Genomic DNA, 16,594 nt, shown 5'->3' with positions numbered 1-16,594 from the left:
GGCGGGGGTGCCGCCTGGGTGCGGGTGGCGCCGGCCGGCGGGCCGAACCCACTGGGCGCTGCCGGCGCGGCCGGCGGTGGCGGCGGTGGTGTGTCGTCCTCCACATCGCCGCCGAACGAGCGGATCAGCTCGGCGAGCCCGCCGGCGAAGCCCTGCCCGACCGCGGCGACCCGCCAGACACCCTTCCGGTAGAGATCACCGATGATGATGGCGCGCTCGCTGGTGAAGTCCGCCCCGGTGAAGGCGTAGCGCAGCACCTCGGCGCCGCCGACGACGATCCGGAAGTAGCCGGCGGCCAGCTGGGACGCCGAGCCCGCGCCGTCGATCGCCGCGCAGAACGACAGCTTGTGGATGCCCGCCGGCACCTTGTCCAGCGTCACCCGGAACGACTGGGTGTCACCGGCCTGCTCGCCCAGGAGCTGGACCGACCCCTCCGGGGACGCCGGCTGGTTGAAGAAGATGAAGTAGCGATCGTCGGAGAGCCGGTCGTTCGCGTCCAGGCCGAAGCAGGAGACGTCCCAGGCGAGACCGGGCGCGGTCAGCGCGATCCCGATGTAGAGGTCGGTGCCCGGGGTGACCGCGGACAGCTGGCTCTTCTGCCCCCGGTTGAACTGTTGGACCACCGCGCTCCCCTTCAGCGTCGACCTGTCGGTCTGCCTCGACGCCGGGCATCCGGAACGGACGCGGACCGCACGAAACCGGACTACCCGGGTGCTCGCTTCGCCGGAGGCGTCTAGAAAACTAGCAGCCCGGCCAGGATCTCTTCGACGGCCCACAGCGGTCCGGACCCTGTCAGCCGACGGACACAGCAGGCCAGTGACCCGCGCTTCGGGCAGCCGGCCGGCGGGCGGGGCCCGGCCCGGCGCCACTCGGTCGTGTACCGACGCGACCGGGTCGTGTACCGACGCGACCGGGTCGCGCACCGGCGCCGGACGGCGTTCACTGGAGTCATGCGGTATGTCGACGGAGTAGCGACAAAGAAGAAGATCTCCGTGATCGGGCTGGGGACCTGGCAGTTCGGTTCCCGTGAGTGGGGCTACGGCGCGGCCTACGCCGGCAGTGAGGCGCCGGCGATCGTCCGGCGGGCGCTCGAGCTCGGGGTGACCTTCTTCGACACGGCCGAGCTGTACGGCTTCGGGCGCAGCGAACGGATTCTCGGTTCCGCGCTGCGGGACGCCGGCGCGCTCGAGACGTCCTTCATCGCCACGAAGCTGTTCCCGGTGCTGCCGGTCGCGCCGGTCGTCGAGCAGCGCGCGGTGGCCAGCGCCAACCGGCTCGGCGTCCGGCAGATCGATCTCTACCAGGTGCACCAGCCCCACCCCGTGCTGCGCGACACCAGCGCCATGCGCGGCATGGCGGCGCTGCAACGGGTCGGCCTCGTCGACGCGGTCGGCGTCAGCAACTACCCGCTGGAGCGCTGGCAGGCGGCCGAGGAGGCGCTCGGCGCACCGGTGCTGTCCAACCAGGTGCAGTTCAGCCTGCTGCACCCGCAGCCCGAGCGGGAGCTGGTGCCGCACGCGGTGAAGAACGACCGGCTGATCATCGCCTACAGCCCGCTCGCGATGGGCGTGCTCTCCGGCCGCTACAGCCGGGAACGCCGTCCGACGTCGTTGGCGCGTACGTCGCATCCGCTGTTCCTGCCGGAGAACCTGGACGCGGCCCGGCCGGTGCTCAACGTCCTGCGTGACGTCGCCGCGGCGCACGACGCGAGCCCGGCGCAGATCGCGCTGGCCTGGGTGCTCCGGCACCCGAACGTGGTCGCGATCCCCGGGGCTTCCAGCGTCGCCCAGCTGGAGAGCAACGTCGCCGCCGCCGACATCGAGCTGACCGACGAGGAGTACGGCGCGCTGAAGAACGCCTCCGACACGTTCACCCCGACCGGCGGCCGGCGGGCCCGGGTCACCGCCATCCTGCGCGGCGGGCTGCGCCGGCGCTGACCGCCCCGGCCGGCCGTGGCCCCGGCGGGCGGCGGCCGGCGCCGTGGTCAGCCGGGGCCCGGGGCGGATATGACGTGGAACGGTGGGCACACCGCCGAGGAGTGGTGCGCGGCGGCTTCCAGCGCGAGCTGCACCCGGTCCTCCGGGGCGAGATGCCCGCTGCCGTGCAGGGAGCCCAGGGCGAACTCCTCCCCGCAGCCCACGGCGTCGTACAGGTCGATGCTGCGGCCGATCTGGAAGTCGGAGTCGATGCGGTACAGCCGGCCACGGATACCGGCCAGGAACACCCCGCCGGCCTCGGATCCCGACTCGGTGCGCGTGTAGCCGCCCTCGCGCAGACAGTCACGCACCGCGGAGATGAAGTCGGTGGCCATGAACCGGTCGATGTCCCATGTCTGGGGGGCGGGTGGGACCAGGCTGTACCTCAGGAGCTGGCCCATCCGGAACGACGAGGTGAAACCCATGACGAACTCGCCGTTACGGAACACCTTGGTGTCAGCGCGGACGGTGATGGAGTAGCCGGCCACCCCGGCACTGTCACCACCGATGATCACCCTGCCGTCATGCTCAAGACCGACGATGCAGGTCACAAGAGCGCATCTTATCCCCTGGATGCACGCCATGTCCGACAAGTACGCATGGATCGGGTCGCTTTCACAGTAGAGTCCGATTAGTTACAAAATGTTATAAAATAGTAGATTGTGCTACGGCCAGTGATACAGTAGGTTGCCGTCACGACTGGTTGTCGTCACAGCCGGCTCTCGCCGCGGCTCCTGCTACGTCTGCCGCGCCTGCTACGTCGACGGGTCGGACGGGACCGCGGGGACGGCGGGGACCACGGGGACCACGGGGACGGTGCCGACGCGGTGCGCCCCGGTGTAGACGTTCATGGAATCCCCGCGGACGAAGCCGATCAGCGTCATACCGGCGTCCGCGGCCAGCTCGACCGCCAGCGACGACGGCGCCGACACCGCGACCAGCGCCGGAATCCCGGCCAGCAGGGCCTTCTGGACCAGCTCGAACGACGCCCGGCCGCTGACCACCAGCACCCGCCCGCGCAACGGCAGCGCGCCCTCGCGCACCGCGTGACCGACGGCCTTGTCCACCGCGTTGTGCCGGCCGACGTCCTCCCGGACCACGAGCAGGTTCCCGGCGGCGTCGGCGATCCCGGCGGCGTGCAGCCCACCGGTGCTGGCGAAGACCTTCTGCGCGGCGCGCAGCCGCTCCGGCAGGGCCAGCACCACCCGCGGGCACAGCACCAGCGGGTCGTCCTCGACGGTGAACCGGCCGCGCAGCCGCACCCCTTCGATGCTGGCCCGCCCGCACAGCCCGCAGGAGCTGCTGGTGTAGAAGGCCCGTCGCAGGCTGGCGTCGGGCGGGGGAACCGTCGGGGCGAGGGCGATGTCCAGGACGTTGTAGGTCTGCTGGTGGGCCTGCCCGTCCTGCTCGTCGGTGCCGGCGCAGTAGCGCATGCCCAGCACGTCCGAGCCGGCGCCGATGATCCCCTCACCGGTCAGGAAGCCGAAGGCGAGGTCGACGTCGTGCCCGGGCGTCCGCATGGTGACGACGAGCGGCCTTCCCGCCACGCGCAGTTCCAGCGGCTCCTCGCCGGCGATGCTGTCGGGGCGTGCCGTCCGCCCGCCGTCGGCGCGGATGCGCAGCACCTGCCGACGTACCGTCACCCGTCCCACGGCATCCACCCTGCCGTACCCGGCCGACGGCGGCCAGCGTGCCTCGACGGCGGTACGGCCCGTCCGCCATGTGACGTAAAGCTGTATGACGCGAGACGGTCGCGGGTCGCGGTAATCCGTGTGTGAGAGCGTAGGGGCGCCCGGCAACGATGTCCGATGGACGCTCGATGGTGTCCGGTACCGGCTGGGACGCGCGCCGCCGGACGCCGCGACGGGCATCACGGGCACGACACGCGTGGCGACAGGCACGACAGGCACGACAGATACAGCGGATACGACAGCCATGACCGACATGGAGGGTGAGCGGAGCACGTGGGCATGAAGCGGATGATGGCGCGGCTGGGAGTGGGCAACGCCGACGTCGAAACGGTCCTGGACCGCTCCGAGGTCCTGCCCGGCGGTCTGGTCACCGGGACGGTGACCATCAGGGGCGGCAAGGTCGACCAGGCGGTCAACGAGATACGGGTCGCCCTCGAGGCCACCGTCGAGGTCGAGACCGACGACTCCACCTGGTACGAGAACGTCAGCTTCGGCACCCGCGGCATCGGCGGGAAGTTCACCATCGCCGCCAACCAGGAGACCAGCGGGCGCTTCGAGCTGCCGGTCCCCTGGCAGACCCCCATCACCGACGTGGGCGGCTGGCACCTGCGCGGCATGAGGATCGGCGTGAAGACCACGGTGGACATCCCGGGCGCGGTCGACCCCGGCGACCTCGACCCGGTGAGCGTGCACCCGCTGCCCGTCCAGGAGGCGGTCCTCGCCGCGCTCGGCGACCTCGGTTTCCGGTTCCATTCCGCGGACGTGGAGAAAGGCCGGCTGGCCGGCTCCGACCTGCCCTTCTACCAGGAGATCGAGCTGCATCCGGGCGGGGAGTACGCCCGTCGCGTCAAGGAGCTGGAAGTGACCTTCCTGGTCGACGCCGCCGGCGTGGACGTGGTGCTGGAGGCCGACCGGCGTGGCGGGCTGCTGCGTGCCGGCGGGGACGCGCTCAGCCGGCTGCGGGTCGGCCATCACGACACCGACCGGCGCCATCTCGCCGGTCTGCTGCACGAGCAGCTCCAGCATCTCGGCGCCCACCGCGGCTGGTTCTAGGCCGTCCGGGACGTCTGTGCGGTGGCGCTCCTGTCGAGTACGCGGTGACGTCCCCGGTGCGCCGCCGGGAGCCTGCCCGGGCGCGGCGGAGCGCGCGGCTCCCGCCCCGGGCGTGGTCCGCCCTCCGTGAGACACCGGCGGCCGATGCCGTCGGGGACGCCGCCGAAGACGCCGTCGAGGACGCCGCCGGGCCGTCCGCCCGCTGGCACGCCGCCGGCAGCGCCTGGTGCCGGCGGCAGGCCCGGCTGGCCCGCCGGCATCCGCTGTTCACCGCGATGCTGGTGGCGGCGGTCATCGTACGCCTGACGGCGGTCGTCGGCTACGCGCCCGCCCTGTGGTTCAACGACAGCTTCGAGTACCTCGGGGTGGCGCTGCGGCCGCAGCCGTACGAGGTGCGGCCGTCGGGCTACAGCTTCTTCCTGATGCTGCTGGAGCCGCTCCACAGCTTCCGGCTCGTCGTCGTCGTCCAGCATCTGCTGGGCCTGGCCGTCGCCGTCATGATCTACATGCTGCTGCGCCGGCACGGGACGGCCGGCTGGCTGGCCGCTCTCGCCACCGGCCCGCAGCTCTTCGACGGGTACCAGGTCCAGATCGAGCACATGGTGATGGCCGAGACGCTGTTCACCGTCCTGACGGTGGCGGCCGTGACGGCCCTGCTGTGGTGGCGCCGGCCGACCACGGCCGCCGCCCTGGTCGCGGGCGGGCTGCTGGCGGGGGCGTCCCTGACCCGCACGGTCGGCCTGCCACTGGCGCTGGTGGCGGGCGGCTGGCTGCTGGCCCGCCGCCCGGGCCGGCGGCCGGTGCTCGCCTTCTGCCTGGCGCTGCTCGTCCCCCTGGGCTGCTACGGCGCCTGGTTCCAGGTAACGCACGGCCGGGCCGGCATCGTCGGCAGCGACGGGGTCTTCCTCTATTCCCGGACGACGTCGTTCGTGGACTGTGCCGGCACGCACCCGCCGGCCGACCTGGCGGTCCTCTGCCCGCGGGAGCCGCTCGGGGAGCGCCAGCCGCCGTCGAACTACATCTGGCACACCGGCACCCCGCTGGACGGCATTCCCGGCGAGCTTTCCAGCCCGGCGGGCCGGGTTTTCAGCCCGGCGAAGGAATCGCTGGCCGGCAGGTTCGCCCGCCGGGCGATCGTGACACAGCCGCTGGACTACGCCGGTATCGTGGCAAGGGATTTCTCCCGGACGTTCGGGCCGCGGCTGACCGACTACCCCAATGCAGGCATGGTGCGTCCCTTCCTGTTCCACGTCCCACCCGACCCGGTCCCCGACCGGACGTACATTCCCGGTGGCAGCGCTCCCGAGGACGTCCGCGCCTACGAGCACGGTGACGGCGCGCACCGCCTGCGCCAGCCGTTCGCCAGCTGGCTGGCGGGCTACCAGCTCCGGGTGGCCGTTCCCGGGCCGGTGCTGGGCCTGCTGCTGCTCGGCGCCGTCCTCGGCACCGGGCTGGCGGGCCGGTACCGTCCGCATCTGCGCGCGCCGCTGGCCCTGACCACCGCCGTCGCGGTGACGCTGCTGGTCGTACCGCCGGCGACCGCCGGTTTCGACCACCGTTACGTCCTGCCGGCGCTCGCGTTCCTGGGTGCCGCGGCGGCGCTGGGCTGCCGGGTCCTCGCCACCGGGCTCGCCCGGCTGACGGCACGTGACGGCGGGGCGGGCCCGTGCCATTAGTCGATCTTTCCCGGGTGGCCGCGGCGCTGCCCGCCTACACGTTGGGCGCGGAACTCGGCAGCGGCGGGCACGGCCTAGTCCTCGCCGGGCACCACCAGGGCCTCGGCCGGGACGTGGCCATCAAGGTCCTGCCCGCGACGGCGGACCCCGGCCTGCCCACCACCTTCGCGACCGAGGCCCGGCTGCTGGCCGGGCTCGACCACCCGCACATCGTCCGGATCTACGACTATGTCGAGCGCGACGGCCTGTGCCTGATCATCATGGAGCTGCTCGCCGGGGGGACGCTGACCCGCCGGCGCCGCGCGCTGTCCGCCGAGGACGCCTGCGCGGCGGGGCTGGCCATCGCCGAGGCGCTGGAGTGCGCCCACACCAGGAGCGTGCTGCATCGCGACATCAAGCCCGACAACGTGCTGTTCTCGGGCAACGGCCTGCTGAAGGTCACCGACTTCAGCATCGCGAAGATCTTCAATGCCACGACGGTCGCCACCAACACGATCATCGGCACACCAAGGTACATGGCGCCCGAGCAGCTGGGCGGCGACCGCCTGAGCCCGGCCACCGACCTGTACGCGCTCGGGATCGTCCTCTACGAGATGCTCGCCGACGCCCCGCCGTTCGGTCCCGACCTGTCCCTGATGGCGCTGATCCGGCAGAAGACCGCCGACCGTCCCACACCGCCGCCCGCCGGCGTCCCCGAGCCCGTGGCCGAGACCCTCATGCGTGCCCTCCAGCGGGAGCCTGCGCTGCGGCATCCCAGCGCCCGGGCCTTCGCCCTCGACCTCGCCCGCGCCGCCGCCCTCGCGTACGGCCCGCGCTGGACCAGCCGCTGCGAGATCGGCCTGCACGTCGCCGACGACGTCCGGGAGGCCGCGCGGTACCCGGCCGGGGCGGGCGGGCTGCCCGGCGGGCTCGCCACCAACCGGGCCACCGCCGCGCCACCCGGCCAGCCGACGCCACCCAGCCAGCCGACGCCACTCGGCCAGCCGACACCGCCTCGGCTACCGATCGGCCCGCCGGCGCAGGGCAGGCTGCCGGTGGCGGTCCCGGCGGGCATCGGCCGCGACGCCGACCAGCGGGCCCCGCGGGACCGCGACGCCGACCGGTGGGCCGGCCGGGGTCAGGCGACCGGCTGGCAGGCCGGCCGGGACGCCGACGTGACCGCGCGGCGTGCGCTCGAGCCCGTGCCGGCCGCCCCGCCGCCGGCGGTGGACGGCACCCGCCGCCGGCGGCGTCGCCGGATCGCCGCCGCCGTCGTCGTGGCCGTGGCCGTCCCGGTGGCCGCCATCGTGGTCACCGTTCTGCTGATCAGCCGGCCGCCGCGACCAGACGTGATCATAACGGTGGCCGGCACCGGCGCCACGGGCTTCTCCGGCGACAACGGGCCGGCCACCGCGGCCGACCTGAGCAGGCCGGACGACCCGCTGGTGGACAGCACCGGTGCCGTCTACTTCACCGACACCGGCAACAACCGTATCCGCCGCATCGGCACCGACGGCGTCATCACCACCATCGCCGGCACCGGCACGTACGGCTACTCCGGCGACAACGGGCCCGCCGCCCAGGCCTACTTCGCCACGCCCACGGACGTGGCCCGGGACCGGGCCGGCAACCTCTACATCGCCGACACCGACAACAACCGTATCCGCCGCATCAACGTCGTCGGAACCGTCACCACCGTCGCCGGCACCGGCGTCGCGGGCTTCTCCGGCGACAACGGGCCGGCCAGCGCGGCCCAGCTGGCGAAACCGACCAGCGTGCTGGTGGACGCCGACGGCAACCTCTACATCGCCGACAGCGGCAACAACCGCATCCGCCGCATCGGCACCAACGACGTCATCACCACCGTCGCCGGCACCGGCGCACCCGGCTACTCCGGCGACGGCGGGCCGGCCACCGCGGCCCGGCTGGCCGGGCCCGGCGGCCTGGCGGCGGACACCGCCGGCAACCTCTACATCGCTGACAACGCCAACAACCGCGTCCGCCGCGTCAGCTCCGACGGCGTCATCACCACCATCGCCGGCACCGGCGTCGCGGGCTTCTCCGGCGACAACGGGCCGGCCACCGCGGCCCACCTGGCGAACCCGGGCAGTGTCGCGGTTGCCGGCGACGGGCGCCTCTACATCGCCGACACCGACAACAACCGGGTGCGCCGCATCGGCACCGACGGTGTCATCACCACCGTCGCCGGTATCGGCGCACCCGGCTACTCCGGCGACAACGGGCCGGCCACCGCGGCCCGCCTGTGCGATCCCAACGGCCTGGGGCTGGACGTGACCGAACGTTTCCTCTACATCACCGACAACTGCAACGACCGAATCCGCCGGGTGACGGCGACCGGTTAGAACCCCGGCTGGCCAGCACGGCTGCCATCCGTGAACACCCATCCGGAACCCGCGTCGGGCGTGTGTGTACGCCGCGTGTTTTCCGGTCCGGCGGGCGGCGGCGACGCGCGTGCCGCGATCTTTTTCCGACAGCCGACGGCTGTTATGCAGAGCGTCATTCATCTAGCCCGTCACTTGTACGGGCCGTCGCCTACGTGGCACATCACCCGTGCAGCTACGCACGGCTATGTGACCGGCGTCTCAGTATCCCGTACTCGGGGACGCTTCGCCGTGGGCGGCAGCCGTATTCTCCCGGAGCGTGTCCTCCTTCACCGAATCCGGTCCCGCCGGTCGTCGGACCACTGATTTCGTCCAGGTGCACGACGGCGCGTTCCGGCTCGCCGGCAGACGCTTCCGCTTCTGCGGCACCAACAACTACTACCTGCACTACAAAAGCCAACGGATGGCTGACAGCGTCCTGGCCGACGCCGCCGCGCTCGGCCTGCGGGTGGTCCGTTGCTGGGGCTTCCTCGACGGAACTCCGGCGGACGGCGTGGTACTGCAACCGGAGCCGTTCCGCTACGACGAGGACGGTTTCGAGCCGCTGGACCACGCGGTCTTCCGGGCCGGGCAGCTCGGGCTGCGGCTGGTGATCGCCCTGACGAACAACTGGCGCGACTTCGGGGGAATTCCCCAGTACGCCACGTGGTTCTCCGCCGGACACGACGACTTCTTCCGCCACCGCGCCATGAAGGAGTGCTACCGGGCCTGGGTGGCGCACGTGACCGGCCGGCGGAACCGGTACACGGGCGTCCCGTACAACCACGAACCGGCGGTGATGGCCTGGGAGCTGGCCAATGAGCCCCGCTGCCCGTCCGACCCGTCCGGGGACACCCTGACCGCCTGGGCCGACGAAATGAGCCGGTATGTCCGTAAACTGGCGCCCCGCCAGCTGGTCGCGGTCGGCGACGAAGGCTTCCACGGCCGTGCCGGCACGGCCGACTACCCGTCCTCCAACCAGGAGGGAGTGGTCTGGCACCGGCTCCTCGAGCTGCCCGCGATCGATTACGGGACATTTCATCTGCACCCCCAGCAATGGGGCGAAAAATCGCCGGGCTGGGGTGTCCGCTGGATTCACGACCACTTCCGGGAGGCCGCCGCGGCGGGCGTACCGGCGGTGCTGGAGGAATTCTCCTGGCGGGACGGCGGAACCGCCCGCGACACGGTCTACGCGGCCTGGACGGCCGCGGTCGAGGAAGCTGACGGTGACGGTGACCAGTTCTGGCTTCTCACCGGACGCGATGACGACGGCTCCCACTACCCCGACTACGACGGCCGCCGCGTGATCCACCCGTCGGCCACCGCCGCGCTTCTCGCCGGGCATGCCGAGCGAATGTCCCGTCCCGGCCGGGAGCTCCCGTCCCGGCCGGCGTAGCGTTCACCGCTCCGGGGCGGAACCCGGCCGGGCCGGGAATCCGGCCTCACGGCGGGACCGGTCACAGCCCGCTTGCAGGCCCCAGCCGCCTACGACGGCCGCCGTGCCGGCCCATGACGGCCCGCACCGGCCCAACGGCGCACCGGCCCATAGCGGTCGCACCGGCCTGGCGCAGGCCTGCGCCAGGCCGCGTCGGCCCAGGCCCGGGCGGGTCGCGCCGGCGCCTGGCCGGGCACCAGCGCCGACAACGGAATCACCACGAGGCACCACCGCCTACCCGCGCTGATACACACCGCGGGACCGCCGGTAAGCTACGGCGGCCGTCGTATCGCCGACGGTATACACCCGCTCCGGTCCGGCTGGCGTATTGTTTCGAGGACCGTGATCAGACTCCTGTGGGGGGAGCCGCGTGACCACGTCCGAACATCTCATACGTCGGGAATCCCTGGAGTGGGCCAACTCCGTCGCGCACGACACGATGCCGTTGACCGAATCCCGGGAACGGTCGGTATGGCGGCCCGGTTTCAGTTCGTTTCTGATCGGCTTCACGGTGTTCGGTGTCTTCGGATGGTGGGCCTGGGCCCGCGACCCCGATTTCGGCTTCATGGGCTGGATAGCGGCCGTGGTCTGGACGTTACCCATCGTAAACACCACCATCGGTATGTACGGAAGCGTGCGCACGGCCGTCCGGCTGCGCCGCGAGCGCAAACTACCGGTCACCGCGGCAATCGTGCGCGACCCACTGATCGTGGTCGTCCCGACGGTGGGGCGTCACGACACCTACCCCGCCCTCGAGCGGGTCGTCCGCTCCTTCTGCCGGTACCTGCCGGACTACTTCCCCCACCTGCGGGTGGACGTGGTCGTCGAGGAGGGCTGCGCCGCCCACGACCGGATCGCCGCGCTGGCGGCGACGGACCGCCTGATCCGCGTGGTGACCGTGCCCCGCGGCTACCGCACCCCGAACGGCACCCGGTTCAAGGCCCGCGCGAACCACTACGCCCACGAGCTGCGTTGCGCCGAGGGCGAGGCCAGGGAGGACGTGTGGGTGCTGCACATGGACGACGACACCGGCGTCAGCTCCGACACCGCCGAGGCCATGGCCCGTTTCCTCAACGCCCAGTGGCTGGCCGGGCAGAACGCCCGCCACCTCGCCCAGGGGGTGCTGAGCTACCCGCGGGAACACGCGGTGAACAGGCTGACCTGGCTGGCCGACGCGGTCCGCCCGAGCTGCGACATCAGCCTGTTCGCGGCCACCACCGGCCGCGGCGTGCCCCGCGCCGGGCTGCACGGGGAGCTGCTGCTGGTCCGGGCGTCGGTGGAGGCGGCCACCGGCTGGGACTTCGGGCCGCAGGCCATCGTCGAGGACGCCCAGTTCGCGCTGGTCTTCTGCGGCCGTCACCCCGGCGGCAGCGACTGGTTCCCCGGCCGCTCCTACGGCGCCTCCCCGGCCACCGTGGCCGACTTCATCCGGCAGCGGGAGCGCTGGTCCTGGGGGCTGTTCCGGCTGGCGTTCGACCGCGGCATCCCACTGCGCCACCGGCTGCTGCTGATGCACAACGTGCTGGTCTGGGCGTGCGGGCCGATCCAGCACCTGGGGCTGATCCTCCTGGTCGGCTCGTTGCTCGGGGACACCGACACCACCCCGGCCAGCGTCCTGCTGCTGCCCGTCTGGGCGGCCAACATGGCCTACAGCATCTGGCTCTACTGGGAAGGCCTGAAGATCAACGTATCGGCCTCGGCGGACTCGCGGCGCCGCTGGTGGGAGCCGCCCTGCCTGCTGCTGCTGATCCCGTTCTTCTCCCTGCTGGAGGCAATCGCGGTGTTCCGGGGGCTGGTCCGCTTCCTGCGGGGCGGCGAGTCCACCTTCAACGTGATCGCGAAACCGATGTGATCAGAATGGGCACGGCCGGCGCGACGCTGGCCGCCGTATTTGTCATGCTCACCGCGAGCACGGGCTGCGCCGCCTCGCCCCAGGACCGCACCCCCGCCTTCCACCCGGCCGCGCCACCGCCGGCCATCGCGACAGCCGGCCCGCGGGCGGATGCGGGGGCCGGCCTCGCGGTCGCCTACCCCTGGCAGCCCGGCCGGCCCGAGCTCGGCGTCCAGGTCTACTGGGACGACAATCCCGACGAGCCGGTCGAAACGGCCCGTGCCAAGGCCCGCCAGGTTGTCGACTACGTCGTCGGCCTGGAGGCCAACGCCCTGTGCGTCTCCTTCCCCTTCTTCACCGACACGGCCCGCTCCAACGCCGTCCACGGCGGCCGGACCACCCCCACGCCGGAGCGCCTCGGCATCCTCGTGGACGAGGCCAGACGCTCCGGCCTGCGCGTCACCCTGCGCCCGACGCTCGACGAGCGCACCCTGACCGCCGCCAACCCGTTGGACTGGCGCGGCACGATCAGGCCGGGTGACCGGGACGCCTGGTTCTCCTCCTACCGCCGCTTCCTCACGCCCTACCTGGTCCTTGCCGCGCGCACCGGCGTAGCCACCGTGGTGATCGGCACAGAGCTCAGCTCGCTGGAAGGCGACCCGCGCTGGACGGAGCTGGCCGGGTACGCCCGGACCCTGTTCCACGGCGAGACCGGGTACGCGTTCAACTGGGACACGTTCGTGCACACCACGGTGCGGCTGCCGGTGGACCGGACAGGGGTGGACGCCTACCCGGAGCTACAGCTGCCCGATGACGCCTCCGTGGCGGAGCTGGCCGCGGGCTGGCACTCCTGGCTGGACCGCCGGGCCCGCGGCCGGATGCCCAACCTGCTGCTGTACGAGGTGGGCGCTCCGGCGCAGGACGGCATCTACCGGCATCCGGCCAACCCGAACAACGGCGGCCCGGTCAACGAGCTCGTCCAGCAACGCTGGTTCGCCGCCGCCTGCCAGATGGCGCGGGAACGCTCCCTGGCCGGCCTGTACTGGTGGCGGGTGGACTTCCACGTCAATCCGGGCACCGTCGACCCGCTGCGGGACCGGCACGAGTCGTTCGCCGGCAGGGCCGCCGAACAGACGATCCGGGACTGCTTCTCGGGCTGGAGGGCGGTACGCTGAGCTCTTCCCCGTCACGTGCGGTCATCGGTGTGTCCGGTGTCGCGGTACTCGCGGTGATGTTGCAGAGTACCGGAGGATTCCGCGCGGAGCTGCTCGGGCCGGATCTTCTCCTCGCCGCCAGCGGCTACCTGACCACCCGCGTCCTGCTGGCCGCCTGCTCCCGGGCCACCGGAACGCGCGAACGGCACGGCCACGAACACGGCCACGAACACGGCCGCAGCCACGACCACGGTCACGGCCGTGCCGGCCCCGGCCTGGCCGGCGTCTACCGTGGCCATGTCAGGGAGCACGTCAAGCAGCGGCTCCCGCTGCTGCTGTTCACCCTCGTCGCCACCGTCGGGCTCGCCGTGCTGCTCAGCCCGCCCGGCCAGGCCCGGCAGCTCGGCCCACAGGCGGTCGCCGGCCTGGCGCACGTGGGGAACTGGTTCGACCTGGTGTCACGGAACTGGCTGGCCGGCGCCGGCGGCGACTGGTACGCCGACCGGCCCGCCCAGCTCGACCCGCTGGGCCTGCTGTGGCTGCTCGGCCTGGTCGAGCAGTTCGCCATCGCCGGTCCGCTGCTGCTGGTCGGCATCTGGTGGGCCTCCCGGCTGCTCGGCCGGCCGGGGCACACGGGCCGGACGGCCCGGACGGCGGGGCTGGCCGCGGCCGGCACCGTGCTGCTCGCCGCCGGCGCCTGCCTGGTCGGCCCGGCCCGGGCCGCCACCGGCGCGGGCCTGCCCGAACTGGCCCTGGGCAGCCACGTCCGGGCGGCCGAATGGCTGTTGGGCGCCGCGGCGGCCGCGGTGGTGGTGGCCGCGCGGGCCCGCCGCGCGGAACGGGCCCACGACGCGCAGGCCCAGCACACCCCGTCGGCGTTCACCCAGTCGGTGACGGCGCCGGCCGCTGCCGGCGGCCCGGCCGCCGGTGGCCCCGTCCGGGCGCGGAGCTCCTGGTGGGCGGCGGCGGCCGGGACGATCGCACTGGCTGTGCTGGCCGCCGACGGGATCATCGCCACCGCGTACCCCGCCGGCTGGCTGCGTAACGGGGGCCCGGCCGTCGCCGCCGGCGCCGGCGCGCTGCTGCTGGCCAGCGTGGACCGCCCGCCGGCACCTGCCCGTCACAACCCGTTGCAGTGGCTGCTCGGCCGGGGCCTGCCGGTGGAGCTGGGCGGGCTGGGCTACCCGCTTCTGCTCCTGCACCTGCCGCTGTTCTGGGTGCTGGCGACCGCGTTCCCGCGGGTCCGCCCGCATGCCCTGCTGGTGGTCGGCGGGGGGCTGGCCGCGCTCCTCGGGCTGCTGCTGCAGGACGCGCTGGTCGGCCGGCTGCGCCTGCGCCGGTGGCCGCTGCGCTGGACCGCCCCGGTGCTGGCGGTGGCCTACACCGCCGTCGCGGTCGGTGGGGCATGGCTGCCCGGCCTGGTCGAGCAGCGGTCACGGGCGGGCAGGCAGCCGGTGGTCCTGGTGCTGGGCGGGTCGTTCGCCGGTGATCTGGCCGCGGCGGCCGGCCGGCGCGGCTCCGGCCGCTACCCGGTGGTGGACGGCTCGCTGCCCGGCTGCGGGCTGTTCCCGGCACCACCGCCGGCGACGCCGCGGGCCCACGTCAGCGCCGACGCCCAGCTGCCGGCATCGGCGCGGGCACCGGCGGTGCCGGCACGCGACTGCGCGCACTGGGACCGGTACTGGCGCTCCCAGATCGCCGCCAGCCGGCCCGGCGTCCTGCTGGTCGACCTGAGTGGGGACGCGGCGGCGCGGCTGGTGGGCAGCGCGGTCGTCTCCCCCTGCGACGTCGGCTACCGGCAGGTCTACCGGGAGCGGCTGGCCGCGGCCGCGCGCCTGTGGGAGCAGGAGGCTCCCGGCCGGCCGGTGCTGCTGGCCAACAGCCGCCGTGTCACCGGGGACACCGACCCGATGTCCAGCCGCTGCTACAACGCGCTGATCGCCGAGGCCGCCGGCCGGTACCCGCAGGTCCTGCCGCTCGACATCGACGCGGCGCTGTGCCAGGAGGACCGCTGCTGGACCCGTACCGCCTCCGGCGGCCCGTTCTACATCGACGCCGTCCACCTGAGCACCGCTGGCATGCACCAGCTCGCCCCGTGGCTGGAGACAACGATCAGCCGGGCGGCGCTGCCGGCCCCCACCAGCGTCGCCGGAGGCACGGCCCCGGTGCGCGCGGGCCGTTGACCAGGCACGACGACGACCACGCCCCCATGGACGACGACCACATCCAGGGAACGGACGGCTGCCACGCCCGGAGGAGCCATCACGGTCGGGGGCGATGTCGAGGGCGGAGGAGAAGAATCGTTCCAACGACGACCATCCGGGGAACGATCACCTGGACGACCGCCCGGGGCACGGCGTCCGGCGGCACGGTACTCAGTGGCACGCCGCCCCGCGATGCGGGGCGTAAAGGCACGCCGCCCCGCGATGCGGGGCGTAAAGGCACGTTGACGGCTGTGACGAACAGGTGGAGGCGGACGTGACGGGCACGAACAGCTCTTTCGAGAGCATGCGTGACGCCCTGACGCCGCGGGACCCGCGCACGATCGGCCCCTACCGCATCCTCGGCGTACTCGGCGGCGGCGGGATGGGCCGGGTGTACCTGGGCCAGTCACGCTCGGGGCTGCTGGTCGCGGTCAAGACGGTGCGGGCCGACATGGTGGAGGAGCCCGGCTTCCGGGAGCGTTTCGCCCGGGAGGCCGCCGCGGCCCGGCAGGTCAGCGGCGTGTACACGGCGTCACTGGTGGACGCCGACGCCGACGCCGCGATGCCGTGGCTGGCCATCGCCTACGTGCCCGCGCCGTCGCTGTCCTGGCTGGTCCGCCGGGCCGGCCCGCTGCCGGTCGACGCGGTGCTGTGGCTGGCGGCCGGGATCGCCGAGGCGCTGGAGTCCATCCACCGGGTGGGCCTGATCCACCGGGACCTCAAGCCGTCGAACGTGCTGGTGACCCGGGAGAACCCGAAGGTGATCGACTTCGGGCTGGTCCGGTCGTCGGTCGGCAGCGCGCAGCTCACCCAGGCTGTGATCGGGACGCCGCACTACATGTCCCCGGAGCAGGCCATGGACACCGCGTCGGTGACCCCGGCCACCGACGTGTACTCCCTCGGCGCCACCCTGCTGTACGCGGCGACCGGCCGCACCGCCTACCACGGCGACACACCGGTCAACGTGCTGGCCCAGCTGCTCTCCCGGCCACCGGACCTCTCCGCCCTCCCACCGGCGCTCACCGACCTGATCCGCCGCTGCATGCAGCGTGACCCGGCACGCCGGCCCACCCCGAACCGCCTGCTGGAGGAGATCGACAGACGCTGGCAGCAGGCGACCGGCTTCGGCGCGCAGCACTGGCTGCCACCCGCCGTCTACGACCTGGTGGACGCCTACGAGCGAGGGCACCGCCCGGACGCCCGGGACAGGCCCG

Annotated in this window: 12 protein-coding genes; 9 read left to right on the top strand and 3 right to left on the bottom strand. The window is 73.0% G+C overall.

What is annotated here, in order from left to right; translation table 11 throughout:
• Nucleotides 1-623 (bottom strand): TerD family protein (locus AC5LSR_RS07025; RefSeq protein WP_493468266.1); only part of this gene is annotated, 623 nt, incomplete at its 3' end.
• A gap of 327 nt (nt 624-950) precedes the next feature.
• Between AC5LSR_RS07025 and AC5LSR_RS07020 the strand changes: the two genes are divergently transcribed.
• Nucleotides 951-1,937: an aldo/keto reductase gene (locus AC5LSR_RS07020; protein ID WP_250287372.1), complete on the top strand. Its 987-nt coding sequence runs from the start codon at nt 951-953 to the stop codon at nt 1,935-1,937.
• 47 nt (nt 1,938-1,984) lie between these two features.
• On the opposite strand, the gene AC5LSR_RS07015 is transcribed toward AC5LSR_RS07020, so the two are convergent.
• The gene (locus AC5LSR_RS07015) at nt 1,985-2,527 is read right to left on the bottom strand and encodes a hypothetical protein (protein ID WP_250287370.1); all 543 of its coding nucleotides are present in this window, start codon (nt 2,525-2,527) and stop codon (nt 1,985-1,987) included.
• 204 nt (nt 2,528-2,731) lie between these two features.
• Nucleotides 2,732-3,628: a formate dehydrogenase accessory sulfurtransferase FdhD gene (fdhD, locus tag AC5LSR_RS07010; RefSeq protein ID WP_250291809.1), complete on the bottom strand. Its 897-nt coding sequence runs from the start codon at nt 3,626-3,628 to the stop codon at nt 2,732-2,734.
• 312 nt (nt 3,629-3,940) lie between these two features.
• Here fdhD and AC5LSR_RS07005 point away from each other — a divergent pair, with 312 nt between their 5' ends.
• The 8 genes from AC5LSR_RS07005 to AC5LSR_RS06970 all read left to right on the top strand — a co-directional run.
• Entirely contained in the window at nt 3,941-4,720 is a 780-nt protein-coding gene (locus AC5LSR_RS07005; RefSeq protein ID WP_250287339.1) for a sporulation protein, read from the top strand.
• Nucleotides 4,721-4,764: 44 nt separating this feature from the next.
• Complete coding sequence (locus AC5LSR_RS07000) at nt 4,765-6,396, top strand: hypothetical protein (protein ID WP_250287341.1); 1,632 nt, start codon at nt 4,765-4,767, stop codon at nt 6,394-6,396.
• Nucleotides 6,387-8,738, top strand: a complete 2,352-nt coding sequence (locus tag AC5LSR_RS06995; protein ID WP_493468265.1) for a protein kinase domain-containing protein — start codon at nt 6,387-6,389, stop codon at nt 8,736-8,738. The genes AC5LSR_RS07000 and AC5LSR_RS06995 overlap by 10 nt, the downstream gene beginning before the upstream one ends.
• Nucleotides 8,739-9,093: 355 nt before the next feature.
• The gene (locus tag AC5LSR_RS06990; RefSeq protein ID WP_250286739.1) at nt 9,094-10,152 is read left to right on the top strand and encodes a glycoside hydrolase 5 family protein; all 1,059 of its coding nucleotides are present in this window, start codon (nt 9,094-9,096) and stop codon (nt 10,150-10,152) included.
• 409 nt (nt 10,153-10,561) lie between these two features.
• Nucleotides 10,562-12,043: a glycosyltransferase family 2 protein gene (locus tag AC5LSR_RS06985; protein ID WP_250286740.1), complete on the top strand. Its 1,482-nt coding sequence runs from the start codon at nt 10,562-10,564 to the stop codon at nt 12,041-12,043.
• A gap of 5 nt (nt 12,044-12,048) precedes the next feature.
• The gene (locus tag AC5LSR_RS06980; RefSeq protein ID WP_250286742.1) at nt 12,049-13,197 is read left to right on the top strand and encodes a glycoside hydrolase family 113; all 1,149 of its coding nucleotides are present in this window, start codon (nt 12,049-12,051) and stop codon (nt 13,195-13,197) included.
• Between the two features lie 29 nt (nt 13,198-13,226).
• The gene (locus AC5LSR_RS06975; RefSeq protein ID WP_493464616.1) at nt 13,227-15,359 is read left to right on the top strand and encodes an SGNH hydrolase domain-containing protein; all 2,133 of its coding nucleotides are present in this window, start codon (nt 13,227-13,229) and stop codon (nt 15,357-15,359) included.
• 295 nt (nt 15,360-15,654) lie between these two features.
• Nucleotides 15,655-16,594 (top strand): serine/threonine-protein kinase (locus AC5LSR_RS06970; RefSeq protein WP_493468264.1); only part of this gene is annotated, 940 nt, incomplete at its 3' end.

It is taken from the genome of Protofrankia sp. CiP1_Cm_nod4 (assembly GCF_982290645.1).
The sequence above is the reverse complement of the archived record's forward strand: the minus strand, read 5'-3'. Positions and strand labels throughout refer to the sequence as shown.